22 protein-coding genes are annotated in these 24,439 nt (G+C 43.7%); 16 read left to right on the top strand and 6 right to left on the bottom strand.

Going from position 1 to position 24,439, the window contains the following annotated elements; all coding sequences use genetic code 11:
• The first annotated feature begins 6 nt into the window (after positions 1-6).
• The 5 genes from ACTQ9T_RS10790 to ACTQ9T_RS10770 all read left to right on the top strand — a co-directional run bounded on the left by ACTQ9T_RS10790 (position 7) and on the right by ACTQ9T_RS10770 (position 4,041).
• Positions 7-681, top strand: coding sequence for an OmpA family protein (locus tag ACTQ9T_RS10790; RefSeq protein ID WP_440465047.1), 675 nt, complete (start codon positions 7-9; stop codon positions 679-681).
• Positions 682-693: 12 nt separating this feature from the next.
• Positions 694-1,353, top strand: a complete 660-nt coding sequence (locus ACTQ9T_RS10785; RefSeq protein WP_440465046.1) for an OmpA family protein — start codon at positions 694-696, stop codon at positions 1,351-1,353.
• A 58-nt stretch (positions 1,354-1,411) separates the two neighbouring features.
• Positions 1,412-2,602, top strand: coding sequence for a hypothetical protein (locus ACTQ9T_RS10780; RefSeq protein ID WP_440465045.1), 1,191 nt, complete (start codon positions 1,412-1,414; stop codon positions 2,600-2,602).
• Between the two features lie 65 nt (positions 2,603-2,667).
• Positions 2,668-3,276 carry an OmpA family protein gene (locus tag ACTQ9T_RS10775; protein WP_440465044.1) on the top strand — a complete coding sequence of 203 codons (609 nt, stop codon included), beginning with the start codon at positions 2,668-2,670 and terminating at the stop codon, positions 3,274-3,276.
• Between the two features lie 42 nt (positions 3,277-3,318).
• Positions 3,319-4,041, top strand: a complete 723-nt coding sequence (locus ACTQ9T_RS10770; protein WP_440465043.1) for an OmpA family protein — start codon at positions 3,319-3,321, stop codon at positions 4,039-4,041.
• Positions 4,042-4,095: 54 nt separating this feature from the next.
• On the opposite strand, the gene ACTQ9T_RS10765 is transcribed toward ACTQ9T_RS10770, so the two are convergent.
• On the bottom strand, positions 4,096-5,007 hold the full coding sequence (locus ACTQ9T_RS10765; protein ID WP_201593081.1) for a lysine exporter LysO family protein: 912 nt from the start codon (positions 5,005-5,007) through the stop codon (positions 4,096-4,098).
• Between the two features lie 271 nt (positions 5,008-5,278).
• Between ACTQ9T_RS10765 and ACTQ9T_RS10760 the strand changes: the two genes are divergently transcribed.
• From ACTQ9T_RS10760 to ACTQ9T_RS10750, 3 genes are read left to right on the top strand one after another with little or no spacing between them, the layout of a single operon-like run.
• On the top strand, positions 5,279-8,131 hold the full coding sequence (locus ACTQ9T_RS10760; RefSeq protein ID WP_440465042.1) for an alpha/beta fold hydrolase: 2,853 nt from the start codon (positions 5,279-5,281) through the stop codon (positions 8,129-8,131).
• On the top strand, positions 8,124-9,305 hold the full coding sequence (locus ACTQ9T_RS10755) for a patatin-like phospholipase family protein (protein WP_440465041.1): 1,182 nt from the start codon (positions 8,124-8,126) through the stop codon (positions 9,303-9,305). Before ACTQ9T_RS10760 ends, ACTQ9T_RS10755 begins: the two co-directional genes overlap by 8 nt.
• Entirely contained in the window at positions 9,302-10,138 is an 837-nt protein-coding gene (locus ACTQ9T_RS10750; protein ID WP_440465040.1) for an SDR family NAD(P)-dependent oxidoreductase, read from the top strand. Before ACTQ9T_RS10755 ends, ACTQ9T_RS10750 begins: the two co-directional genes overlap by 4 nt.
• A gap of 245 nt (positions 10,139-10,383) precedes the next feature.
• On the opposite strand, the gene ACTQ9T_RS10745 is transcribed toward ACTQ9T_RS10750, so the two are convergent.
• From ACTQ9T_RS10745 to nadA, 3 genes are all read right to left on the bottom strand, one after another.
• Positions 10,384-11,277 carry a phosphatidate cytidylyltransferase gene (locus tag ACTQ9T_RS10745; RefSeq protein WP_440465039.1) on the bottom strand — a complete coding sequence of 298 codons (894 nt, stop codon included), beginning with the start codon at positions 11,275-11,277 and terminating at the stop codon, positions 10,384-10,386.
• Between the two features lie 84 nt (positions 11,278-11,361).
• On the bottom strand, positions 11,362-13,212 hold the full coding sequence (gene nadB / locus ACTQ9T_RS10740; protein ID WP_440465038.1) for an L-aspartate oxidase: 1,851 nt from the start codon (positions 13,210-13,212) through the stop codon (positions 11,362-11,364).
• A gap of 1 nt (position 13,213) precedes the next feature.
• A complete protein-coding gene (gene nadA, locus ACTQ9T_RS10735; RefSeq protein WP_440465037.1) occupies positions 13,214-14,353 on the bottom strand; it encodes a quinolinate synthase NadA in 1,140 nt (379 codons plus the stop codon).
• A gap of 324 nt (positions 14,354-14,677) precedes the next feature.
• Between nadA and ACTQ9T_RS10730 the strand changes: the two genes are divergently transcribed.
• The 3 genes from ACTQ9T_RS10730 to ACTQ9T_RS10720 all read left to right on the top strand — a co-directional run bounded on the left by ACTQ9T_RS10730 (position 14,678) and on the right by ACTQ9T_RS10720 (position 17,973).
• On the top strand, positions 14,678-15,712 hold the full coding sequence (locus tag ACTQ9T_RS10730) for an NUDIX hydrolase (protein ID WP_440465036.1): 1,035 nt from the start codon (positions 14,678-14,680) through the stop codon (positions 15,710-15,712).
• Positions 15,713-16,058: 346 nt separating this feature from the next.
• Complete coding sequence (gene nadC, locus ACTQ9T_RS10725) at positions 16,059-16,919, top strand: carboxylating nicotinate-nucleotide diphosphorylase (protein ID WP_440465035.1); 861 nt, start codon at positions 16,059-16,061, stop codon at positions 16,917-16,919.
• A gap of 412 nt (positions 16,920-17,331) precedes the next feature.
• The gene (locus ACTQ9T_RS10720; protein ID WP_194620308.1) at positions 17,332-17,973 is read left to right on the top strand and encodes a MarC family protein; all 642 of its coding nucleotides are present in this window, start codon (positions 17,332-17,334) and stop codon (positions 17,971-17,973) included.
• 220 nt (positions 17,974-18,193) lie between these two features.
• On the opposite strand, the gene ACTQ9T_RS10715 is transcribed toward ACTQ9T_RS10720, so the two are convergent.
• Positions 18,194-18,796: a LysE/ArgO family amino acid transporter gene (locus ACTQ9T_RS10715; protein WP_194620306.1), complete on the bottom strand. Its 603-nt coding sequence runs from the start codon at positions 18,794-18,796 to the stop codon at positions 18,194-18,196.
• A 92-nt stretch (positions 18,797-18,888) separates the two neighbouring features.
• Here ACTQ9T_RS10715 and ACTQ9T_RS10710 point away from each other — a divergent pair, with 92 nt between their 5' ends.
• From ACTQ9T_RS10710 to ACTQ9T_RS10700, 3 genes are all read left to right on the top strand, one after another.
• The gene (locus tag ACTQ9T_RS10710; RefSeq protein WP_227679650.1) at positions 18,889-19,707 is read left to right on the top strand and encodes a hypothetical protein; all 819 of its coding nucleotides are present in this window, start codon (positions 18,889-18,891) and stop codon (positions 19,705-19,707) included.
• Positions 19,708-19,993: 286 nt separating this feature from the next.
• A complete protein-coding gene (locus ACTQ9T_RS10705; protein ID WP_440465034.1) occupies positions 19,994-20,671 on the top strand; it encodes a hypothetical protein in 678 nt (225 codons plus the stop codon).
• A gap of 90 nt (positions 20,672-20,761) precedes the next feature.
• Complete coding sequence (locus tag ACTQ9T_RS10700) at positions 20,762-21,334, top strand: hypothetical protein (RefSeq protein ID WP_440465033.1); 573 nt, start codon at positions 20,762-20,764, stop codon at positions 21,332-21,334.
• Between the two features lie 108 nt (positions 21,335-21,442).
• Here the strand turns inward: ACTQ9T_RS10700 and rluB are convergent, their stop codons facing one another.
• Positions 21,443-22,393, bottom strand: a complete 951-nt coding sequence (gene rluB, locus ACTQ9T_RS10695; RefSeq protein WP_415196282.1) for a 23S rRNA pseudouridine(2605) synthase RluB — start codon at positions 22,391-22,393, stop codon at positions 21,443-21,445.
• Between the two features lie 477 nt (positions 22,394-22,870).
• On the opposite strand from rluB, the gene ACTQ9T_RS10690 reads away from it, so the two are divergent.
• A complete protein-coding gene (locus tag ACTQ9T_RS10690) occupies positions 22,871-23,953 on the top strand; it encodes a polysaccharide biosynthesis/export family protein (RefSeq protein ID WP_440465032.1) in 1,083 nt (360 codons plus the stop codon).
• A gap of 9 nt (positions 23,954-23,962) precedes the next feature.
• A complete protein-coding gene (locus ACTQ9T_RS10685) occupies positions 23,963-24,394 on the top strand; it encodes a low molecular weight protein-tyrosine-phosphatase (protein WP_440465031.1) in 432 nt (143 codons plus the stop codon).
• Positions 24,395-24,439: the final 45 nt, after the last annotated feature.

Here is a 24,439-nt window from a genome sequence, read left to right as displayed (position 1 = left end):
TCAATTATGAAAGCTAAGTTAAGATTAACTATTGCGACTATTATAAGCGCTTTAACACTATCCGCGTGTCAAACGTCCAATCAAACGCCTGATTTGTCTAATCAAACAAGTCAAACTATCAACATGCCAACGGTTGTGGTTAATTTGGATAGCGATGGTGATGGCGTGCCTGATGAGCTGGATCAATGTCCAAACACGACAGAGAGCGTGGTAATAGACGAAAGGGGCTGTGCTGAAATTATGAGTCTTGTTGGTATGCCTCCAATGATGGAGTATCGTGCTTTTTTTACCAAGGACAGTAGTGAATTATTGCCAGAGTATCATGATGAGCTTGATAGAGTAGCAAAACAGATGAATAACTATGATACGGCTACTATAAAAATTGAAGCTCATGTCTCAGAGGACGAGGTCAGTAAAGCTTCTACCTCAATGTTGCAATCAAACTCACTGGCTAAGAATAGAGCGCTCATTGTTAAAAATTACCTAATTTTAAATCACCAAATCGAGTCTAGTCGTCTGACTACTCTCGATTGCGGTATTAAAGGTTCTATTGCACCTTCTGATACCGAGGAAGGTAGATCTATGAATCGTAGAGTTTATAGCTTAGTAACCGATTCAAAAAACCACAAAGCTGATTATTATCAAAATGACCTAGGCTCAAACAGATGTATCGAGTTTTAAAGGTAAAATACAATGAAAATTAAATTAAGAAATACAATTCTAGTTTGGGTAAGCGCTTTGGTATTAACAGGCTGTCAAACCGCCGACTTGTCTAATCAAGCAACTCAAATTATTGATATACCAGTTGTTGAAGCTATTTTAGATAGCGATGGCGACGGATATTCTGATGATATAGACATGTGCCCAGGTACTCCAATGAACATAGTAACAGATGAAAGGGGTTGTCCCTTTACTGGCATGGGGATAGGTCTAAAAATGGAATATCGTGCCTTTTTTGCCAAGGGTAGCAGCGAGCTATCGCCAGAGTATCAGCTTGAGCTTGATAAAGTAGCAGCAAAGCTGCAAGAGTACTATACGGCAACTATGCGTATTGAAGGGCATGCCACCACAGATGAAATATCCGCTACTGATACAGCCCTGCAACCTAATTCTTTAGCAAGGAATAGGGCGCTTATCGTCAAAAACTATCTGATAATGCAGCATCAAATTGATCCTAATCGTTTAAGTGCCTTTGGTTTTGGTGCTGAACAGCCTATTGCATCCTCTGATACTGAAGAAGGTAAGTCTATGAATCGCCGAGTTTATGGGGTAGCTACTGCAGATTTTGATACCGAAGAGGAGATGTCTATGCACCGCCGAGTTACTAGTATAACTACGGAGCCTGAAGATTAATTATTTAATATTCCATCAGCAGACTTTAGTTTAAAACAACTATCCAAAGGCAAACCGCATGCTTATCCCAAAATACTGGGCGCAACATAAACAGCGCTTTGAATCGCTAGAGACGTCTAGTAACTCCTCCAAGCAAGCCACTATTAAACGTTACGGTTGGTCAGATATCAGCCAGGCAGAGGCGTTAAGCCATGCTAAATCTCGCGTGAGTGAGGCGCATAACTGCTGGCTGGCAGGTGAAGATATCTTACGCCGTGAGCGAAGGGAAGAATATAACGCAAGTAATGGTATTCCCATTCGTGAAGAGATTATTTCTGAGCATGATCTTCCAGAAAATGAATTATCCAATAATAGTGCAGCAGTGACGAAGCTTATCGTTACGCGCAACAGTTACGGCGCACAGGTTGCTAACGTCGATAACATCGCAATCATTGATGTTGATAATGAAGATCTACTAGGCCATTTATATCCCGAACATTACAGCCCTAGTGGTTTTATGCCTGCTATACCCACTTATCAAAGTAAACCATCAAGCAAATTAAAAATTTGGGTTTTTATCCTTGTGTTTATTCTTATCGCCAGTGTCATCGCTTGGCTAGGATTGTCTTGGTTGTGGCTATTGGCAGTTATGTTTGGTGTGACTGCTTATCTATGGCAACAGGCCAGCCAAAGAGACAAAGCACACGCACAAAAATATACCGATGATATCGCCTCATTACTGCCTTACATGACGGATTTAATCAAAAAACGTGTTGCCAATCATCCTACCGAACGCTTTCGTTTATATCAAACGCCAGCAGGATTTCGCATTATTGCCACACACGATACCATTTCGCCAAGTGATGAGTTGGTCGCGGAGTGGTTTGAGTATTTTCATGCGGATGCCAATTACGTGCGTCTGAGTCAGGTGCAGCAGTGTTTTCGAGCGCGGCTCACTGCTAAGCCGTGGCGTATGAGTGAGGTTGAAAATAAGAAGTTGGCTAAAGATATCCCTGCTAAAAACTTTTGGTTTGGCTCTGATAATACCGATGTAGATAGTAGCATTGAGCAACGTCAAGATGAGTTAAAAGCGCGTAAACAGTGGATTGTTGACTATGATCGTTTTGCAAAAGGCTATCGTGCTTGTCATTATGTCGAGAGTTTTGCTGGCAAGGAAGCCAGCCATCAATTAGAGTCTGTAGCGATAAAGGCTTTTGTCGATTGGCATGATAGGGCTTGTCGAGTGGATAAAGCGTTACCGATGGCTTGATTATTAAATTTAAGATATTATCGGAATAATGTTTGCTTATTATTAGTAAAGTCTGTGAGGCCGTTATGATTATTAGAATACCAGTGTACTTAGCGATAGTAACTACTGTCTTAATAGGCTGCCAAAACACTACAACTGTGCCGTCTAAAGTTATACCTCAACATGAAGAAATCAGGACGATGCAAGCAGATAGCGATTTAGATGGCGATGGTGTACTTGATGCGATAGATGAATGCCCAGAAACACCGCTAAATGTGGTAGCAGATAAAAGGGGCTGCCCTGTATCTGTCTCTGCACCTATGGGACATTTTTATGGAGGCAGTTATTTATTTCCTATCAATAGTAGTCAACTTGACACTAGTGCTTATGAGGCGAATTTAAAAACATTTGCAAAGGTGATAACGCCTGACTGTGTGGTTAGACTGAGCGGGCATATAAGTAGGTATGAGAATACGGCGCGCAATAAAACGCTAGCAAGCGACCGCGTTGAATTTGTCAAAAATTATCTTGTGATGCAGTACAATGTCAATCCTGAGCAAATCATGAGGGCGCATTATGGTGATCAAAGACCTATAACCCCGCCTGATGCAAGCTATGAAGACAGTAAACTTGATCAGAGAGTGGATGCGGATATGACGTTTGATGATAGCTGTCCTAGAACAGCTGACTCTTAGTCAGCAACCCTTTTATATAGAAAAACAGACATTGAGGCACGAATGAAAAATTATAACTGCCATTGGGTGGCTTTATTATGTCTAAGCAGTTTGAGCCTTCTAGGCTGTCAAACCAGTACAACTGCGCCTTCTAAAGATTTACCTAAAGATGAAAATATCAGGACGATGCAAGCAGATATCCCTGATTCAGATTGTGATGGCGTATTTGATGCCATAGATGAATGCCCTGAAACGCCGCGTAACATAGTGGTCGATGTTAAAGGCTGTGAAATAATAATTGAGGGAGGCGAGGCACTGGAAATGGAGTTTAGTGGATTCTTTCCGCCTATGAGCAGTCAGTTACCTGCTACTTATGATGCAGATTTTGTAAAAATGGCAGAAAAAATCAATGAGTATCCAGAAGCCAGTGTTTTTATTTTTGGTCATGCAGCTACCAATGAAATTGATAAAGATGCTTTAGCGACGCTTAGTTTCGATTCTTTATCACGCAATCGCGCTCTTATTATTAAGAACACTTTAGTATTTCAACATCATATTGATGCTGAGCGTATCCGTACTTATGAGTGCTCAAATAAGATTCTAGTTACAGATGCAGCGTTTATAGATCCAAGTTTTGAAAAGCTTAATCTTAAAAATATTGAGGCAAAACAACGCCGCGCAACTTTAATGGCAAGTAGTACAGTCCATTATTTGATGAGTCTTGAATATGATTCCGATATACACAAATATGGTGAATATGCCAAGCACTGTGAACTGTTTGAGTAGTGATATCAATGGTGTAAGCGAGGGTTAGCCATTATTAAATATTAAAACTTATGGCTACCCCAACGCCGAAAATACCACCATCAACACTGGCGAGACAATATTAATAATAAAGCCAAAGCTAATCGCCAGTGGCACGACTTTTAGACCGCCGGATTGCTGGATAATTGGTAAGGTAAAGTCCAAGCTCGTCGCGCCGCCAAGTCCTACCGCTGCTGAGGGATATTTACGCATAAACACAGGGATAAATATCAGCGCAAAAAATTCACGTACCAAGTCGTTAAAGAGTGCCACACTGCCCCAAACCGCGCCATAGGCATCGGTCATGACGATTGCTGATAGCGAGTACCAACCAAACCCTGATGCTAGTGCCATTCCTTTAGTCCACGATACCTCACTGAACATCAGCGCAAATAGTAAGCCACCAACCAATACCGCTAGCGTAAAGATGACACTCATCTCAACGCCGCGCTTATTCAGCAGCACTTCTTTTAGAGTAATACCCGAGCCTTTTAAGCCAATACCGACCAGCAAAATTAATATCATTAACATCACCGTCATGGTGTTTTCGGGTGGCATATAATTGTCTGGTAGGAAATATCCAATCACCATACCAATGACCACACAAATCACTTGTGCCAAGCTACCACGGATGCTGACGCGATGTTCTTTAGATTTTACGCTGGGTTTTTTGGCGTGCCATGGGCGCAAATGATCGAACAACATCAGGGAAAATAAGCCCGTACCAATCGTCAGTATCGACAGTATAGTTACATACAGTGCAATCTCACCTATCTGACTGCCAAGCCCTTCCACTTGCGATAGCTCAATCCCAATCAGCGCTAAGATGATAAAAACCAAATAAGACAAGCCTTTATCCGCAAGCTTGGTCATTTTAGGATTAGAAGGAATGGCAAAACCAATAAACATTGGCATTAATACCAGAACAAGGGTAATCAGGCTTTGCATGGTGGCAGGCTCGTAGCATTTTTAAAGGTGTTTTTGAGAAGGTATTTCTAAGAAGCTGAGGATTGTAGCATATCAAGCGATTAATACTGACATGAGCGACTAAGATTCCTTGTGAAAACTGACTGTTTAACTATTAAATGTTGGCTTATAAGGTGAGCACCTTTGTAGCGAGATGGTAGGATAGGGTTTTATGCATGATAATACAGCTAACAGCAATACTTAAGTATTTACCTAACCAACTTTTGTTGCTACATTAAAGGACTGAATATATTTGGCTCGCCTTATGTCGCTCTATCAGCTCAAATCTCAGTTTCAAGATCAATTGCGCCCAATTAGCGATGCATTGGTCGAGCAAAAGGTTAACGCTAACCAAGTGACGGTATCAGCCATCTTATTGAGCCTTGGTACGGCTTATGTGATTGCCAAGCCTGCAACTGAGAAGCATGAATTATGGCTTTTATTGCCTTCATCATTGTTTGTACGCATGGCGCTCAATGCTATCGATGGCATGATGGCGCGCGAGCATGGGCAAGCCTCTAAGATTGGTGAAGTGCTCAATGAGGTGGGCGATATTGTGGCTGATACGGCGCTTATCGCAAGTCTTGCTCCGCATGTTGCGAATGCTAATTGGCAAGATTCGGCAGTCAATTTACCAAACCGTATATCAATTCATCAACCACATATTGTCGGTCTAATCGTGCTTAGTATCGGCACTGAATTGCTAGCGATAATTAGTAATAAAAGCTTAAATGTTCGGGCGAATCAAGGGCCTTTGGGTAAAAGCGATCGTGCTTTTGTGCTCGGTGTGCTTGGCACTTTTATGGCAAGTAAAGTACCGCCCGCGTTATTTCATATCAGAGTAGGGCAATTATTTATACTGACAGAGGCGCTGCTACTAAAAACTTGTCTCAATCGACTGCGTTATATGGCAGACTTATATTTGATGCGTAAACCACCTGTGTTACGCTCAAACCGCTTAGACAATATTGAATCAATAGCAGAATCATCGTATCAATCTATATTATCTATCGATTGCCAAGCGATTATTGATCAACCTGATACGCTATCTCCCAATACCTTTTCATCGAACTCTCTCTTATTAAATGCTCCTTCATCAAATTTCCCTTCATTAAATGCCCCTTTATCAAATTTTGCTGCTAAAACTTCCATTTTGGAGTCAAAGATAATGCCTGCTATTTCCAAAAATCCCCAGTCTACCACTGCCAAAGCTGCCCCAAACAAGGTTAGCGATGACCTTAATTTATTATCGTCCGAAGTTGTTAGCGGTGAAAGTTGCTACAACGCGTATGATGGCACGGCAATCTATTATCGCTATTGGTTGACGATGCCTTTAGAGGGTATAAAAAAAGCCAGTCAGCAACACACACAACAGCGCCAAGTCATTCTGTTACATCGTGGTCACGAACATTCTGGACGCTTAGCAGAACTTGGGGAACAATTTGCAAAAGCGGGCTATCAAGTATTTGCTTGGGATGCGCGTGGTAATGGGCGCTCAGGTGGTATCAAGGATCATGCTGAAAGCGTCACCGAGCTTGAGCGCGATCTAGACGGCTTTGTACAATTGATCATCGGGCAAACGGGCATTGCTATTGAGGATACATTAATCGTCGCCAGCAGTATCGGCGCGGTACTCGCAGCAGCATGGGTACATGATTACGCCCCCAGTATTCGCGGAATGATATTGGGTACGCCAGCGTTGAGTATTCGTTTGTACATGCCATTTGCCATACCATCGCTAAAGGTAGCTCGCGCGCTTGGTCTGATGTCACGCGTGAGCAGCTACGTCAAGGCGCAAGTCTTAACGCATGATAAAGACGCACAGCAAGCTTATAATGCCGATCCGCTGATATCGAATAGCATCTCGACCGACTTACTCATCGATACGCATGCAACGGGTCAACGCTTGCTCGATGATGCGGGTGCTATCACCGTGCCAACCTTTATATTATGTGCCGGTAAGGATTATGTAGTCGATAAGCAGGCAGAGCGCGATTTTTATGAGGCCCTTAATACCACTGACAAACGCTGGCAACTATATCCAGACAGTTATCATGCGATCTTTCATGAGACCAATAAGGCAGATATCTTCGCGGATTGTATCGAGTTCGCTGAGCAGGTATTCAGTAAGAACGTCAAAGCGCCTGATTTAAGCGCCGCTCATCTTAATAGTGCCAGTAAAGATAAGGTTGACCGTTTAGCGATTAAACCCTTTAACCCAAGCTTTGCCATCACTCGATTTGCCATGCAAAAATTTGGTCATGTCAGTGACGCGATTGCCACAGGACTGGAGCATGGATTTGATTCGGGGCATTCGCTCGATCACGTGTATTATAATCAGCCTAGTGGTCAGAATAAATTTGGTCAGGCGGTCGATAAGTTTTACTTAAGCAATATTGGTTGGCAAGGGATTCGTATCCGCCGCGAACATATATTAGAGCTGGCACGTGAAGCTTTAGCAGATATTAAGTCTGGAAAGCAAAACCAAGTTAGTCAAAACCAAGCTAAGCAAAACAGCACTGAGTTATTTCAGCCGAAACTACTCGATATTGCTAGTGGACATGGTTTTTATGCCTTTGATTTATTAACAGAGTTTACCAACTTGCACGCTGAGCTACGCGATTATGAGCAGCACAATATCCAAGCATTACAGGCAAAGGCGGAACATTTAGAGATTGCTGATCGAGTCCTTACTTGTCAAAAAGATGCGTTTGACCCTGCCAGTTATTCTCATGTGCAGAAGGGAAGTGGCGATGCTAAAGGTTTTGATGATAAAAAATTCGATATCGCCATTGCCTCTGGCGTGTTTGAATTGTTTTCTGACAATACGCTACCAGCGACGGCATTGGCGGGTATTTATGACAGTTTAAAATCTGATGGTTATTTACTTTATACCAATCAGCCTTGGCATCCTGAGCAAGAATTTATTAGTAAAACCTTAAACAATCATCGTGGTAGCAGTTGGGTGATGCGCTGTCGCTCACAAGCGGAAATGGATCAATTGGTTGAGAATGCTGGCTTTAAGAAAGTCGCCATGCGTATCGATCGCTTTGGTATCTTTACCGTGTCATTGGCAATTAAAGTCGCCTCAACCAATCATGAATAATACGCATGCCAAGCCTTATGAGCGCATCCAGCTTTTCTCCGGAGGTGGCTCGCGTTTTGGTTATTATTTGGGCAGTTATGCGGCATTGGTTGCCCATGATTTGACACCAGATATCATCGTCGGCACTTGCGGTGGTAGTCTGTCGGCTTATTTAGTCAATTTAGCGCCTGACCCCAAGGATTTGCAGGAGCTGATGTGCAGCCGTGAGTTGTATCGTGTCATTACTGCAATCAGACATGTCGCGCCAGACGAAGCCAATAGGCGACTAAAAATACGTTATATGACTCAGGCGCTTAAACGCTGGCGCTTGTCACGGCAGCTGTCCAACCGCCAAAAACAGCAGCAAGCAGACAGCTACAAACGACTATTAGATGAGCTGCAGCAGTTAGCGATGTTTCGGATAGATAACGAGGGGCAATGGCTTGACGAGTTGTCTCGTTTTTATCCCAAGCAGAATAATAATTCGTTTAATACCGCCGCGCCAGAGATAGCCATCATCGCTAGTCGACTGTATCAAGCGCCTACTGCTGATAAATCTGTCCACAATGAGTTTAAACTACAAGAGTTGTTATTTGCGCCACCGCGTTTGGCAGTATCAGAGCATTTTGATGAAATACTTAATTCACCTGCGCATACGTTTGCCGATAGGCGTATTCATCAGTCAGTAAATGTCGTAAAGCAGTGGGAATTTAATTCAGCGGTTCGGGCATCCATGGCAGATATGTATTATCTACCGCCAACGCCTATAGACGATTTGGGGTGGTGCTTAAGCGGGGTGATTAATCTTACGCCGATCGAGCTAGCATGTCAGCTAGGGCAGACTGTATTTGCAGAGACCAAGGCAGGATACGATACTTATCTTGCTTCGCCAGCGATTCAGCGCGTTTTTGGTTTTGACCCCAATGAGCGTTTGGCACAGGTGCATGGTTATCAGCCAATGGAAACGTCATCACTTGTGAAGTCAGAAAGAAATAGCCGTCAATTGCATTGGTTACCCTTTGCGGATAATGGACAACAGTTGGCAGGACAGCATGTACAAAAGCGTTTTAATATCAGACAAATGACAGTTGAGCTTATTCACAGTGACTATGACGGTTTTGTGCAGCAAATGCAGGCGCAATGGCAATATGGCTATCAGCGTACGACTGACTATATACAGCAGCAGGGTCTATGAACGCACAAATGAAAAACATCACACAATCTAATTCCACTCATAAGCCATCGCATCTTATCGTTTTTGGCGGTACGAGTGGACTTGGCTTGGCGTTGGCGCTGCATCATCAGGCGCTTGGCTGGCAAGTGAGCGTGGTTGGTCATAGTATGGAGAAGATAGATAATATCAATAGTCAGTATCCTAATCTTGTCACTTATTGCTGTGATTTGATGGATAGTGTGCAAACACTGACGTTGTTAGAGAGCTTGTCAGATATCAGCTTTCAAAGAGTGATTTATAGCGCGGGTAGTTACACCAACGAGCGCAACCACGATCTGAGTCAAGCGGATAGCGATCAAATGCTCGCGATTAATTTGCAAGCATTTGAGCAGGTTTTTAGGTGGGCAAGTGAGCAGTTAAAGCGCCAAAGTTGTTCATCAGATTTCAACGAAAATAACAGACTCAGCTTGATTTGTATCGCGTCTATCGCCGGTACTATGGATTATCCTTATGCCAGCCTTTACGCCAAAAGCAAACGTGCCATGATTGCGACTGCCAGCGCTTATCGACTTGCACTTGCACCTTATGATATCCAAGTGAATTGTATTGCCTCAGGCTATATTGATACCCAAGCCTTACGCGATTTGAATGACGGCGATGCTGGCCATAAGCCCTTTATAATGACGACTCAAACAGCAATTGACCATATCATGCAAGCGATTGATGATGATATGGAGCTGGCAATCTTTCCACGCTCCATGCGCTATATCACTCGCGCGCTCAATCATTTACCTAAGCCTGTGCTTAACTGGATATTGCGCAGTAGATTGGATAAACCTACTGGATATAGTTAGTCCTAAATAAAAGAAATACAACTATTATAACGTGCTACTGGTATCAATTTTTCTTGCTTGCTGTGCCTACGCCGACAGAGACTGCGAATAACTAACCCCAGTAGCACTGTATCTTTTAAAAGTGGATCGACTATAGTCATTCCACTATAAAAGTATTACAGCGTTAACCTCGCTTGAAGTATCACATATACATCTACACTCGGTTGCCTTGTACTACTTTTAAATTGAATCGACTATATAACAACTTAGCCGAGCAGCCAATAAAACAAGGTAAATAGCGGCACGCCAATCAGCAAGCTATCCACTCTATCTAATACGCCGCCATGTCCAGCGAGCATCGTACCCGTGTCTTTTACCCCGTGCTGACGCTTAAAGGCGGACTCTAATAAATCTCCAGCAATACCACTGACCGCTAAGCCATAAGCGGCTAATAAGCAAATCCACCAACTAAAAGGCGTGAGCCAAATGCCCAATAGCGTTGCCAATAGCGCCGCTAGCATACTGCCGAAAATAGCGCCTTCGATACTTTTATTAGGGCTAATGGTTGGGGCAAGACCGCGCTTAAACAGCTTGCGACCAAGCAATTGTCCACATAAATACTGGGCAATATCATTAAATTGACTGGAGAATAATACAAAAAATAAAACGCCATACTGCTCGCGTTGCCAGATTAATTGTTGTAAGGCAATGAGACTGACAATCAGTGCGATAAAAGCAAAACTAAAGACTAGGTCTAATAGATTTAAACGTGTGTAAGCTTGAGTAGAATGGTTAGGAGTTTTGCTAAAAGGCTGAGTATTTGCTTGTAAACCGCGCGCTTGGAGCTTGTTAATCAGCACAGCTTTGTTGCGCAGACACCATAAGCGTTTGATCTCATAGCTACCACGCAAACCAATTAAGACGAAAAAAGCGATGAGCATCCACTGGTAGGGGTAGGTAGGAGGCTGTGAGGGTTGGCTATTATCCGTTATCTTAGCGATAACATAACACGCGCAAAGCGCCGCTAACATCAGCCACCACGAGCGTGCAATCAGATAAATTTTTGGCAGGCGCTTACGCAAGCGAGGTAGGGCAAGCAAGGCCCACGTCAAACTGACGACCATCATAAGTCCGATCACAAACAGCGTATCAGTAGCCATATTTTAAGCACTTTGGGGTCAATAAAGAACGGCAATTTATCGTTTTTCATGGCTAGAATAACAATCTTCAATCGCTGTTAGACGTTAGCAACTGTATGCTGTTCCAACCTCTGTGTCACTGATTATAGGCTGAATCAACCAATCAATGCTACCTTCTTGCTGCTTTGGTAATGGCGCAATCACACTCGTTCGAGGTGTGGTTGCTAGATGTGGATAGTCTTGACGATAATGACCACCGCGACTCTCATAACGCTGATAAGCCGACTGAATAATCAATGTCGCTAGTTGTAATTGTCGTGCTAATTGAAAGTATGCCAAGCTGGCAAGGGTAGTTGTATCGCTCTTACTACTGATATTGGTTGAATTAGACTTGAGGCATCCAAGCTGCTGCTGCCAATTTTCTATTTGTAGCAATGCTTGTGCTAATTGCCCAGCGCTGCGAGTGATACCCATATGAGCAGTCATCAAAACTTTTAGTTTGGCGGTTATCCCAGCTATGTCCGCATCTATATTGACGTTATGATGAGTATTGCTTTTATAGTCAGTAGACGGTGGCAGAGTAATGGGCTGAGTATCTTTAAGCGTTGGTGGCGTCCAAATGCCAAGGGCTGATTGATTTACTTTATCAAAATATGTCGCTTGACTAAGCTCAGTCACGTCTTTTAAATAGCGCGGTAAGTCAGCAGCGATATTGCGCCCAACTACCACGCACTCCAAAAGTGAATTACTCGCCAAGCGATTCGCACCATGCAAACCTGTATAGGCAACTTCGCCAGCGGCATAGAGACCTGCCACATCGGTCATACCATTGACAGATGTGACTACACCGCCGCAGCTATAATGAGCGGTAGGGGCGACCGGAATTGGGCCAGTAGTCATATCGATGCCAAGCTCTAATAACGTTTGATAAATTTGCGGGAAGTGCTCTCGTAAAAACTGTTCTGGCAGATGACTGACATCAAGGTTTACGTAGCCAAGTCCATTCGTACTAATCTGCTCAGCAATGGCACGAGCGACGATATCGCGTGGTGCCAGTTCTGCACGCTCGTCAATGTCCAACATAAAGCGCGCACCGGTTTGTGGACAGGTCAGACGGCCACCTTCACCGCGTAGGGCTTCCGATATCAAAAAGCTACTGTCATCTAACGCCAAACCAGTCGGATGGAATTGAATAAACTCTAAATTCGCTAAGCGGCAGCCTGCTTGCCATGCCATCATCACGCCATCACCAACACAGACGTTGGGCGCACTGGCACGCTTAAATAACTGACCCAAGCCACCACTAGCCAGTACGACTGCGCGACTATAAAAAGTCAGTTGTTGTTGACTAATATGATCAAAAACTTGCGCCCCTTGGCACTGATTATCACTGTTTGTTAAAAGGCTCAGCGCTTCATGATAAGGCAAAATAGTGATATTGGCAGCAGATTGAGCCTTTATGGTCAAGGCTTCCATAATGTGTCGACCAGTCGCGTCATCTGCATGAGCCACACGGCGACAGCCATGACCACCTTCTTTGGTTAAATGTAAGTTAGCAGTCTGTAGTTCAGTGAAAGATTTTACATTATCATCTTGCTGTATCTGGGTAAAAGGCACACCTTGCTCACACAGCCATTGAACGGCCTGCTGTCCAGCACTTAAAATGCTACTGGTATTGTCAGCTTCGCATAATCCTGCGCCCGCAATTAGCGTATCAGCGATATGGTCAGCGACAGAGTCATTTTTATCTAGGCTGGCAGCAATACCACCTTGGGCATAATGGCTTGAACAAATTTCCAAGGCAGCTTTGCTCAATACGGTAATATTCAGCGATGTTGGTAATGCTAGAGCCGTGCTTAGCCCTGCCAATCCTGCACCGATAATTAGGACATCGGTTTGTACCGCTCCATCAAAATTATCAGCAATTAGTGTTTCCGCTGTAGACACCGCATTCATATTAGGCTGCTCCGACATTGGCGAACAGCTCGCGGTCTTTAACAATATTGCCACTGGCTGCCACTCGTTGTTTTTGTGATTCGGCAAAATCAAGCATACGTTGCAATGGCTTTTTGGCCGCGACTGCCAGATCAGGCGTCATCAAAACTTCACCGCTCTGATTGGTTAGGCATTGCTCGATACCTTTTAAGCCGTTCATCGCCATCCATGGACAAAAGGCACAGCTCTTACAGCTTGCGCTTTCACCAGCAGTAGGCGCTGCTAAGAAACGTTTATTTGGCGAGCGCTTTTGCATTTCATGCAAGATACCTAAGTCGGTGGCGACGATAAAGGTATCGGCATCCATCTCATAAGTTGATTGCAACAATTTGCTAGTAGAGCCGACCACATCGGCGAGTGCCACCACGCTATCAGGCGATTCAGGATGCACCAATACTTTGGCGTTTGGATGCTCCTCTTTTAATTGCAGCAGTTCGGTCGCTTTAAATTCATTATGTACGAGGCACGAGCCTTGCCAAAGCAGCATATCTGCGTCAGTCTCTTTGGCGATATATTTACCCAAATGGCGATCAGGGCCCCAAATGATTTTTTCACCATTATTATGCAAATGGCGAATGATATCGATGCCAACGGATGACGTCACCACCCAGTCAGCACGGGCTTTGACGGCAGCGCTAGTATTGGCATAAACCACGACGGTACGCTCAGGATGAGCATCACAAAATGCGGAAAACTCGTCAGCAGGGCAGCCCAAATCAAGCGAACACTCGGCTTCTAGATCTGGCATCAGTACTGTCTTCTCCATACTCAGTATCTTTGCCGACTCGCCCATAAAGCGTACGCCAGCGACCACCAATGTCTGTGCACTGTGTGCTTGCCCAAAGCGTGCCATTTCTAGCGAATCGCCCACACAACCGCCCGTTGCCAATGCCAAATCCTGAATAAAGGGATCGACATAATAATGGGCGACCAATACCGCATTATGCTCTTTTAATAGCTTCTTGATGTTTTCTTCAACCACGATGCGTTCAGCGCGCGGCAAGTCTGCTGGCATTTTAGCTTTGGCATATTCGATGTTCATTTGAGTGGCGATGCGATTGTCCGTACTCATGACAGGTGCGTCGTAAGGATAAGTTTTCATAAAGGCAAACCTTTTATACAGTAGCGACAAGTAATATGCCGCTAAAAATAAGTCAATTGAATATTGCTAATGAATAAGATGTTTTAATTATGCTCATTTTGAGCATAAATACAAGTGTTTTTTTATAACTGGCTCGATGAAAGTACTCATTTTTTAACTCATCAGACCGTAAAGTCGTTGAATAAGCCGCAGTTTTAGTTTTGTAGAATTACAACGGCAGGCTATGATAGTCTGGGATTCACGTTATACTCATCTACAGTATCAAAGCCGCATTTTATGAACTTATTATTCAATGACTACATTTAAAGGATTGTCGCCAAAACTATGACTTTGTCTTATTCACATGCGCATCAACAGGGAAGTGGCACCACTGAAGTGGTTGCGGTGCTAGTCGCCATCACTGACCACACAGCCCGTGTATTAACAGTGGATCAAGGCAAGCTGCTGCCCAATGGTCCTTTGATGCCGTTGCATCGCTCTTTGCAAGCAGGCGTGCGTCAATGGGTGGAGGAGCAGACGCAGCAACCGCTTGGCTATCTGGAGCAGTTATATACCTTTGTTGATACCAATAGACGTAATATCGATGGTCATGCGCTGGTTTATGTGAGCTATTTGGGTTTGGTGCAAGAGACGCAGATGCAAGAGCTACAAAGCGAGGCACTGTGGCGAGATTGGTATGATTATTTCCCGTGGGAAAATCACTTAGATGGTATGCCCAGTATCATCACAGATTTTATCGTGCCTGTGTTGTTGGAGTGGGCAAATACTGCCGAAGACTTGATTGTGCAACAGCGTCGACGCCAACGTATTGGCTTATGCTGGGGACTGAGTGAGACGTTTTTAGCAGGTGGCGAACTGACAGACAAAGAATTGGTTAGCGACCATGCTCATGAAAGTAGGGAGTGGATCGCAGAGCACGTACTGCTCCGCTATGAGATGCTGTATGAAGGGGGGCTGATACCCGAAGCGCCCAATTACCCGCCAACTTATCAAGCCGTCATCCTGCCAGACGATTGGTCACAACGTATAGGCGTACCGATGTATTATGATCATCGACGCGTGATTGCGACGGCTATTTCGAGGCTGCGTGCCAAGATTGAATACAGACCGCTTATTTTTGGTTTGATGCCAGATGTTTTTACCTTGTCACAGTTGCAGCAAAGCGTCGAGGCCTTATCAGGAGTGCGTTTGCATAAGCAGAATTTTCGCCGTTTGCTTGATTCACAAAACTTAGTAATGGAGACAGGAGAGAGTAGTAGCGCTCAGCGCGGTCGACCTGCCAAGCTCTATCGCTTCCGCCACGATATTGAGCTACAAAGCTTGCTAATGGACAGTAAATTGCCCAAACGAAACAAATAGTTGTCAGATTATTCCTACGATATTTCTGTCATATGCTGTGTTTATAAACGTTGACTAGGGCGTGTCCTCATTTTGAAAATGGTGATAAAAATGAGATAAATTGCAGCCAAACAAGAAAAATAGCACAGATAATATCATGATATTGACCAGCTATTTGACGCAGTTTGGCAAGATTTAGCCATTTTTAGCCCATTTAGGCGCTTTCGTTCAGATTGAGGGCACGCCCTAAACACATAAAATACCGACCTATCCTTGCGGGAAGGCTAACTTTGCGCTATATTTATGCTCATTTTGAGTTTAAATCAATCGAATTTATATTCATAGCATACTTATATAAGGGTTAAAGATGACAGTTGAACGAGAGCCAGCGTTGGATGAAGTATTGCTTAAGCCCTTGGTTGAGGCTGCCCTCACCGAAGACTTGGGTCGACGCGGAGATGTGACTTCGCAAGCCACCATTCCCGCCGATATGCAGGCGCAGCTCCAGATTAAAGCGCGCCAAGCAGGCGTGATCTGTGGTATGGATTTGGCGCGTCTGTCTTTTGCTTTGGTTGATGCGCAGATAGAGTTTATCGCTCAGGTCATCGATGGTGAGAAGGTTGATGCAGATACAGTATTGGCTATCGTACGCGGTAATGCACGTCATCTATTAACGGCAGAGCGTACGGCATTGAATTTCATGACGCATTTGAGTGGTATTGCGACGGCGACACAGAAGATTGTCGATACTGTGGCGGATTATCCCGCGCAAATTACCTGTACGCGCAAGACCATTCCCGGTTTACGTATCGTGCAAAAATACGCGGTGCGCTGCGGCGGTGGTCGCAATCATCGTTTGGGTTTAGATGATGCAATTTTGATCAAAGACAATCATATTGCTATTGCAGGCGATATTAAAACAGCTATCAAGCAAGCACAAAATTTCGCGGGTCATCTCATTCCGATTGAAGTGGAAGTCGATACGCTAGCACAACTAGAGCAGGCTTTGGACGCTGGTGTGAGCTTGGTATTATTAGACAATATGGCGCCTGAAATATTGTCGCAAGCAGTGGCCATGTGTAAAGGTCGCGCCAAGACGGAAGCCTCTGGTGGTATTACCCCTGAGACTGTGCAAGCGGTCGCAAAAACGGGTGTTGATTTTATCGCGATGGGTTATTTAACGCATAGTACCACTGCGCTAGATATCGGTCTGGATTTTAGTGCGTAGCGTTTGATTTTATATAGTCAGTTCAATATAAAAAATAGACAGTGTGACTGGTATAAATTTTTTGTAGCCTCTGTCTGCTGTAGGCACAGCAAGCAAGAAAAATTTATACCAGTCACGCATTATAATGTCGTGTATCTATTCTATTTAGTATCGACTATAACGGCGTAACGAGCCGTTTCTATTGGCGACTATTGATACGATTATTTATCCGTTAAAAGTTGCTGAGCGACCTATGGTAATCAGCTATTGCCGCTAATGCGCTTATATCAGAATGTTAAGCAAAGTTAATGATTTTATTAGCTTATCTGCCTATGCTACAATGTCACTGCTAACCGCCTATTGGTCATCGTTGCACTCGCACGATGGCCTTATCTTTTTGCCCAAGTTTTACCGATAGATAAGCGAGCGCTCAGTGGATACTGAAATTATTAAAATCATCTTAGCCTTTGTGGTTTTGATTAATCCTTTTGCAGCTTTGACGCTGTTCTTGGACTTGACGCGCGGCTACTCGATGATTGATCGACGTAAAGTAGCACGTATTGCCTGCTTGACTATTTTTATCACCATCAGCTTTTTTACTGTAGCAGGCGAGGTACTTCTAAAGGCACTTGGTATCTCTATTGGCTCGTTCCAGCTGGCAGGCGGTATATTGGTATTTTTGATTGCCTTGAACATGATGAATGGCGATGGTAACCCCGCTAAGCCTGATCAAGAAAATTTCGATGTTGAATACGATAAACATGCACTACCAAGTACCGCATCAGCAGTAGTACCACTGGCTATTCCTATGATGATTGGGCCGGGTGGTATTTCTACGGTCATTATTTATTCTTCTCAAGTTTCAGGCATATTGCGTGTTTCTGCGGTTATCGTTGCAGGCTTTTTAATCAGTCTTTTTTGCTATTTGGCATTGATGGCGGCAGGTCGTATTAGCCGTTTATTGGGTGATACTGGGCTTAATATCATGAGCCGAATCATGGGTATGTTATTGGCTGCAGTTTCTATTGAAATTATCGTCAATGGATTGCGTACGTTATTTCCTAACTTAATATAATAGCCTTTCTGAACATAGCTTTTGTTGAGCCTAAAAAAACCCAAACACGTTTATAGAATGTGTTTGGGTTTTTTGATTTTGACTGTACATTTATATGAATTTGACTATAGTCGGTTCAATTTAAAAGTGGTACAAGGCAACCAAGTGTAGATGTATATTTAATACCTCAAGCGAGGTTAACGCTGTAACGCTTTTATAGTGGATTGACTATAGCTGTTTTCTAACTTTGGTATAGATGCCAAGCCAAGTAAAACATCAATATACCCACCAAGGCATCAAGTATATTCCACGCTTTTGGCTTGGCAAACAGAGGTCTGAGTAAGCGTGCGCTATAGCCTAATGCAAAGAAGAAAAAGAATGAGGCACTGACAGCCCCAACCGCAAAGGCCAGTTTACTACTAGCGCCAGTTGAAACCATGCCAACGAGCACCAAGGTATCTAGATAGACATGTGGGTTGAGCCAAGTAAAGCCAAAGCAGAGCAATAGCGCCTTTTTTAAACTGGTCACAACTTGTCCGTCGACAGTCAGCGCATGGGATAGGCGTACACTGGCATACAAGCTTTGGAATCCATAGCCCAGCAAAAATATGACGCCTGCAATTTTGGCAATGTTGACGACTTGCGGATACTGAGCGGTCACCGCGCCAAAGCCCGCAACACCTGCAGAGATTAAAAACGCATCGCTGACCGCACAGAAGAGACAGATAAAAAAGATGTGCTCGCGTTTGAGTCCTTGTTTAAGCACAAAGGCATTCTGTGAACCAATCGCGATAATGAGCGATAATCCCAGCAAAAAACCAGAAATATAATCGGGTGCATTCATAACCATTTACTCAATGTTAAAGACCAAAACGTTGACGTTTGCTTACTGGCAGCGTGACAAAAAACTGTTAAGATAAGGGATTGAGTGGTCGAATGCAATCAGTAAATGGGCAAGGGGCAGAGCAGAACATGGTCGTAAGTTTGACAAGAATGTTACAGTCATTTGGGCAAGCTCAAGATGATTTGCCAACGCGAGCTGCCAAACATGTTCAGCAAGGCGCTATCGCTCCTAATGCAGAAGATGATGCCAGTCCTGCTGATAATATTATTCACAATGAAGACAGTGCTAGTGATGAAACTGCCATTAGTAAACGCCTGCCATTGACTCCTCCCGAGCGTGCTGATCGTATTTGTGAAGCCTTATCGCAAGTCAATGATATTCGTACGGCAACGCCACTGACCGATCGCTATTTGTCCAATCGTGCGGCAATGCGCCCGACCAATAGACCGCCTTTCGACCCCGATACCCTATGGTATCTCAAACATGGACGCTGTCCGATTATGACTGAGCTTATTGATGTGGTTGATGAGGCCACCCTAAATGCTATGCCTATAGAAGCTGTTGCGATACTAGATCGAATTAACGGCAAGCTCAAGCGTTACCGTGAGTGGAGCAGTGAGCTCAACGAGCAGCAACAGCAGCAACATAACGAGCGTCAGTTTGTCATCGACAAGCTGGTGTCAGAGAGCATTCCAGAAGCACTACATCATTATGAGCAATTGCAACGTTTTAGTCCACATCGCACCAAAAACACGATGATGCAGGGAAAAATGACGGCAGGCGACATGCTGACTGATTTGTTTTTAGAAATTGATTATGAGCTTGATGAGTTATTGGACGAGTTGCATCAAACGGTTATGAATCGTCTTGCCTCAACGCACCGTTATGTCAAAAGCCGTACGAAAAGCTAATGTGTATTTATTTTAATGACTGTTATTAATTATCAGCTATGAGCAGTTAAATACATAACAATATGGGGCTTTAATAAAGCCTTATTTTTTTGTTTAATCTCATAGAGTTTAGAGTTTAGAGTTTAGAGTTTAGAGTTTAGAGTTTAGAGTTTAGAGTTTAGAGTTTAGAGTTTAGAGTTTAGAGTTTAGAGTTTAGAGTTTAGAGATTAGAGTTTAGAGTTTAGAGATTAGAGATTAGAGGCTATCTAGAACAATAATAACCACGATGAATAATGAGGACAATCCTATGACCCAAGTAACGGCGATGTTAGTGATGTTTGTTTTATACGGGATGCTACCAGCAGCTGGGTTATATCTAGGATATCGTGGTATCAAAAAAGTGACCGCGCCCAAAATGCTTGAATATAAAGCGATGCCGCAGTTGGGTTATATTCCTGAAAAAAGCTTACCCATCGAAGTCAAAACAGCCCTTGACCAAATCAATGGAAAAGGCGAAAAGCTACGTGTCATTTATGGCGATACCAATAATGATGGCAAGATAGATGATAAAGACACAATCAACGAAACCTATATTATGATTCAAAACTTGATGGACAGGCACATTCCGCTAGCGGTAGCTGACTATCGACGCTTGCATGACTTAGATGTGGGGGATGGGGCGCTTGCTGATACCACTAAGATTAAGCATTCTAATGTCACTGGAAAAGAGGCGTTGCTAGACGTACTAAGTACCATTAATACTCAGTTTGATGATTTGCTCAATGCCTCATATCACCAAGATGGACAAAAATTGCTCGCAACCAATCGCTATTTGCAACAGCGTTTTGATAATCCAATAGCCAGTACCCAAATTGAGCACTCTAGCAATCAAGAGATAGGCAATCGCGACAGTGGTGATGCTACTGTCAGTGCAATAGAAAACCCGAGTAATAAAGGCCCTAAAGCTGAAGACATTAAGTTATAAAATATCAAACGATCGATAAAGAATGATCAGTGCTAAACCGTCAGCCAGATGATTGAGCGATAAAGAGTAAGTTACAAAGAGTAAATATATATGAGCATATTAATCGGCGTTGGGGTTGTGACAACCGTCACGGTCGTTTATTTGGGTAAAAAAGGCTGGCAAGCTTTGCATAAAGCCGTTGGTATTACGCCAGGTGTGCTTACTTATCAAGATTATGATGCGCCGCTATCACTATCTACGTTGTCACTATCTACTATAAAGTGGCAACAACTTGATCTAAACAACAAGCATCTTCAAAGCTTATCAGAACAACACTTGCGTCAACTAAAACGTATCGATGAAAAAGTAAATCACTATCAACGCTATCAAAAAGCCCTGCAAGCGCAACATAAAATGCCCGAACTCACAGAAGCGCAGTTTGTGTTGCATAAGCTGCTGCATACTCGTTTGCCTGAAATGCTCGCCAGTCACTACCATCTAGCGAATGTGAATATAAATGCTCACAAAGTGAGTAATGACAAGAAGGCAGAAGCGAGTGCGTTATTACAGAGTGTTTTAAATAATATTGAGCAGCGTTCAGATAATCTGTTAGCGCAAATGGACACGCAGCAGTTGCAAGATTTACGAGTGATGAAAAACTATATTAATAGTCATGATAGCTAAATATTGGGTTAGTAAAATTATTATAAAAAACCCATAAAAAAGCTGCCAATAAATATTCATTATGGGCAGCTTTTTTATGGTCTAATTTAAATCTATTGCAGGTTTAAATTAACGCTTGTCGTTGCGGTCACGGGTATTGCGTGTACCACGACTGGCAGGGCTAGCACTGCTTTTAGGCTTCGCGCTGCTGTTGCGATTGTCGCTACCACTGCGGCTGCTATCGCTACGACTGTCAGTCGTGCGACGTGCTTTAAGTGGTTTGTTTCTGATGCGCTCTTGCTTCTCTTTCGCCGCGCCATGTAGACCCGTACCATAACGTGGACGTAAGCTCACTAGATCAGTCAAGGTATTGATGTCTTTTCTGTCGAGCTCTAAGAAACGACCGGTACGCAACTCTTTTGGTAATGCAATCGTGCCATAGCGCGTACGCAGTAGACGACTCACTTTTAGGCCTTGCGACTCAAATAAGCGACGTACTTCGCGGTTACGACCTTCTTTTAGCTGGACGTGATACCATTTATTGACGCCTTCACCGCCGCCTTCTTTGATATCTTCAAACTTTGCTATACCGTCTTCTAACATCACGCCAGCTGTTAACGCACGCGCGATATCAGACGTCACTTCACCCAATACACGTACCGCGTATTCACGAGTGACTTCACCAGAGGGATGCATCAAGCGATGCGCCATTTCACCATCATTGGTAAACAATAACAGGCCCGTTGAGTTAATATCCAAGCGTCCGACCATGACCCAGCGGTCATGGGTCAGTTTTGGCAAACGCTCAAAAACCGTTGGACGACCTTCTGGATCATTGGCAGAGCACACTTCACCTTCAGGCTTATAGTAAGCCAATACGCGGCGACGCTTCTCATTTTCGGCGGTGTATTTAATCTGACGACCATCAACACGAATCTCATCGCCTGGTTCGACGCGATCACCGATGGTTGCTGGGCCGTTATTGACTGTTACGCGTCCAGATTTAATAACTTCTTCCATTTGACGACGTGAGCCAAGCCCCATGCGGGCGAGCGCTTTCTGTAATTTTTCATCTTTCATAATCATGTCCTTGAGTCGGTGGGTTTATTACATTTCTCAATGTAGAAATACAGCTAGGCTCGACAGTGGTGAAAAATAAATACATTACACTGCCGAGCCAAAAATTTGCAATGGCCATTTTACGCTATTTGTCGCTATTGTAGGGTTTTTTATTCATTATCAATTTATAGAATAAAATCGAGACGATAAATAGGTTATCTATGCTAAAATGGTACATTGATCAAGAGTTTAGTAGACAAAAGGTAATGTATTCGGTACAAGCGGTGAAATATAGGCTAGATATTCAAGATTAGATGACAGCTATTACTTTGAAAAACCAACAATTGTCTCTTGTGCGCTAAAATAATTTTTGCTATGCCAACTTCTACCCTCACAATGCTTTTTTATTAAGTGTTGTGGGAATAGAGGTTATTTTTTTTATGTAACAATTAGATTTGATGGCTATAGTTCATCGTTATGATTTGAAGGGTTTTTATTATGCGCCAGTCTCTTAAGTTGTTGAGAGCGTCAAGTTTACTACTGATTACTTTATGGTCTGCTGGATGTGCGACAACAACCATCAATTCTGGTCTACAAGCAGGAGAATTGCCTCCAGTAGGGGATTTTACCGCTGAGAATGGTTTGCAATTCAATATTCAGCCGCTCAGTTTAGCGACCTTACCGGCGCCGCAAGTAAAGCGGCCTAGCAATGATGTTTATCAGCTCATCGCAAACTCTAATAAAAAAGAATACCGTATCGCACAAGGCGATACTTTAAGCATTGTTCTAGTCGGTTACCCCGACATGGCAGCTGCCGGAGTCAATGGCTATCCTGTCGATCAGCAAGGCTTTGTACAGTTTCCTTTGGTAGGTCGAGTCAAAGCGTCAGGTCTGAGTGTCCCTCAGTTTACCGCATCTCTACAGAGTAAGCTTCAACGCTTCCTGAAGTACTCCGATCCCCAAATCAAAATTATCAACTATCGCGGTAATAAGTTCTTTATTGATGGTGAAGTCAGACAGCCTGGCGAGTTCGCTATTGATGATGCGCCCGTGTCGCTCTATAGTGCGATCTCTAAAGCGGGCGGGGCGACAGAAGTTGGAGATTCAAACAGCATTGTCCTAAATCGTAAGGGTCGCAATTACAATATTGGCCTAGCAGATTTGCGTCAGATAGGCGCCTCAGGTAATCAGATTTATATCCAAGACGGCGACTCTATTCATGTCAATAGTCAAAGCCGCAATACTGTCTACGTATTAGGCGAGTTTGGTCAAATAAAGCCTGTTCCTATCTTAGAGCAAGGATTGAGCTTGGCTCAAGTGTTGGGTGAGTCGCAAGGGCTCAATTCGTTTACCGCCAATGCCGCAAAAGTCTACATTGTGCGTGATAACTTAGAGTTTCGCCGCACCAATATCTATTATGTCGATATGCAGACCATCACTAATTTGGCACTTGCCAACCGTTTTGAGATGCAGCCCAACGACATTCTCTATGTCGATCCAACAGGGCTAACCCGCTGGAGTCGTGTTATCAACTCGTTGTTACCTTCTACTTCAGCAATCAGAAGCCTCTCAGGATTATAGGTACTCATCATGGCCTTTGACAATATTCTGGTGGTTTGCGTCGGCAATATTTGCCGTAGCCCTATCGCTGAAGCGGTATTGACACAACAATATCCTCATAAGACGATCGACTCTGCTGGACTCTCTGCTGTGGTCGGTAATGGTGCTGACCCTAATGCCTTAACGGTCATGTCAGCGCTAGGTATCGATATGTCGGCGCATATCGCCAAGCAAATTGATGAAGCGCTAGTGAAGCGTGCTGATTTGATTTTGACGATGTCTGATAATCAGAGTAAATGGATCGAGGACCGTTGGCCCCATTGCCGCGGCAAAACCTTCCGTATCGGGCACTGGATCGATCAAGATATTGCTGATCCGTATCGACATGAGCTCTCAGTATTTGAAGATGCTAGGCAAGATATCTTTGATAGCCTTAAACCTTGGGCTGATAAAATCAGCTAAGCATTTATTATCAATGGCTCGGTATCGAACCAACAATAAATAAGC

The organism is Psychrobacter sp. ASPA161_6 (genome assembly GCF_051970285.1).
GTDB classification, from domain to species: domain Bacteria; phylum Pseudomonadota; class Gammaproteobacteria; order Pseudomonadales; family Moraxellaceae; genus Psychrobacter; species Psychrobacter glaciei.
Note: the sequence above shows the minus strand (reverse complement) of the source record. Positions and strands in the feature narration are given on the sequence as shown.

Excerpts from the sequence above, each read along its gene's own strand:
- ACTQ9T_RS10790 (WP_440465047.1), top strand. The coding sequence starts at position 7 with ATGAAAGCTAAGTTAAGATTAACTATTGCGACTATTATAAGCGCTTTA.
- ACTQ9T_RS10785 (WP_440465046.1), top strand. The coding sequence starts at position 694 with ATGAAAATTAAATTAAGAAATACAATTCTAGTTTGGGTAAGCGCTTTG.
- ACTQ9T_RS10780 (WP_440465045.1), top strand. The coding sequence starts at position 1,412 with ATGCTTATCCCAAAATACTGGGCGCAACATAAACAGCGCTTTGAATCG.
- ACTQ9T_RS10775 (WP_440465044.1), top strand. The coding sequence starts at position 2,668 with ATGATTATTAGAATACCAGTGTACTTAGCGATAGTAACTACTGTCTTA.
- ACTQ9T_RS10770 (WP_440465043.1), top strand. The coding sequence starts at position 3,319 with ATGAAAAATTATAACTGCCATTGGGTGGCTTTATTATGTCTAAGCAGT.
- ACTQ9T_RS10765 (WP_201593081.1), bottom strand. The coding sequence starts at position 5,007 with ATGCAAAGCCTGATTACCCTTGTTCTGGTATTAATGCCAATGTTTATT.
- ACTQ9T_RS10755 (WP_440465041.1), top strand. The coding sequence starts at position 8,124 with ATGAATAATACGCATGCCAAGCCTTATGAGCGCATCCAGCTTTTCTCC.
- ACTQ9T_RS10750 (WP_440465040.1), top strand. The coding sequence starts at position 9,302 with ATGAACGCACAAATGAAAAACATCACACAATCTAATTCCACTCATAAG.
- ACTQ9T_RS10745 (WP_440465039.1), bottom strand. The coding sequence starts at position 11,277 with ATGGCTACTGATACGCTGTTTGTGATCGGACTTATGATGGTCGTCAGT.
- nadB (WP_440465038.1), bottom strand. The coding sequence starts at position 13,212 with ATGAATGCGGTGTCTACAGCGGAAACACTAATTGCTGATAATTTTGAT.
- nadA (WP_440465037.1), bottom strand. The coding sequence starts at position 14,353 with ATGAAAACTTATCCTTACGACGCACCTGTCATGAGTACGGACAATCGC.
- ACTQ9T_RS10730 (WP_440465036.1), top strand. The coding sequence starts at position 14,678 with ATGACTTTGTCTTATTCACATGCGCATCAACAGGGAAGTGGCACCACT.
- nadC (WP_440465035.1), top strand. The coding sequence starts at position 16,059 with ATGACAGTTGAACGAGAGCCAGCGTTGGATGAAGTATTGCTTAAGCCC.
- ACTQ9T_RS10715 (WP_194620306.1), bottom strand. The coding sequence starts at position 18,796 with ATGAATGCACCCGATTATATTTCTGGTTTTTTGCTGGGATTATCGCTC.
- ACTQ9T_RS10710 (WP_227679650.1), top strand. The coding sequence starts at position 18,889 with ATGCAATCAGTAAATGGGCAAGGGGCAGAGCAGAACATGGTCGTAAGT.
- ACTQ9T_RS10705 (WP_440465034.1), top strand. The coding sequence starts at position 19,994 with ATGACCCAAGTAACGGCGATGTTAGTGATGTTTGTTTTATACGGGATG.
- ACTQ9T_RS10700 (WP_440465033.1), top strand. The coding sequence starts at position 20,762 with ATGAGCATATTAATCGGCGTTGGGGTTGTGACAACCGTCACGGTCGTT.
- rluB (WP_415196282.1), bottom strand. The coding sequence starts at position 22,393 with ATGAAAGATGAAAAATTACAGAAAGCGCTCGCCCGCATGGGGCTTGGC.
- ACTQ9T_RS10690 (WP_440465032.1), top strand. The coding sequence starts at position 22,871 with ATGCGCCAGTCTCTTAAGTTGTTGAGAGCGTCAAGTTTACTACTGATT.
- ACTQ9T_RS10685 (WP_440465031.1), top strand. The coding sequence starts at position 23,963 with ATGGCCTTTGACAATATTCTGGTGGTTTGCGTCGGCAATATTTGCCGT.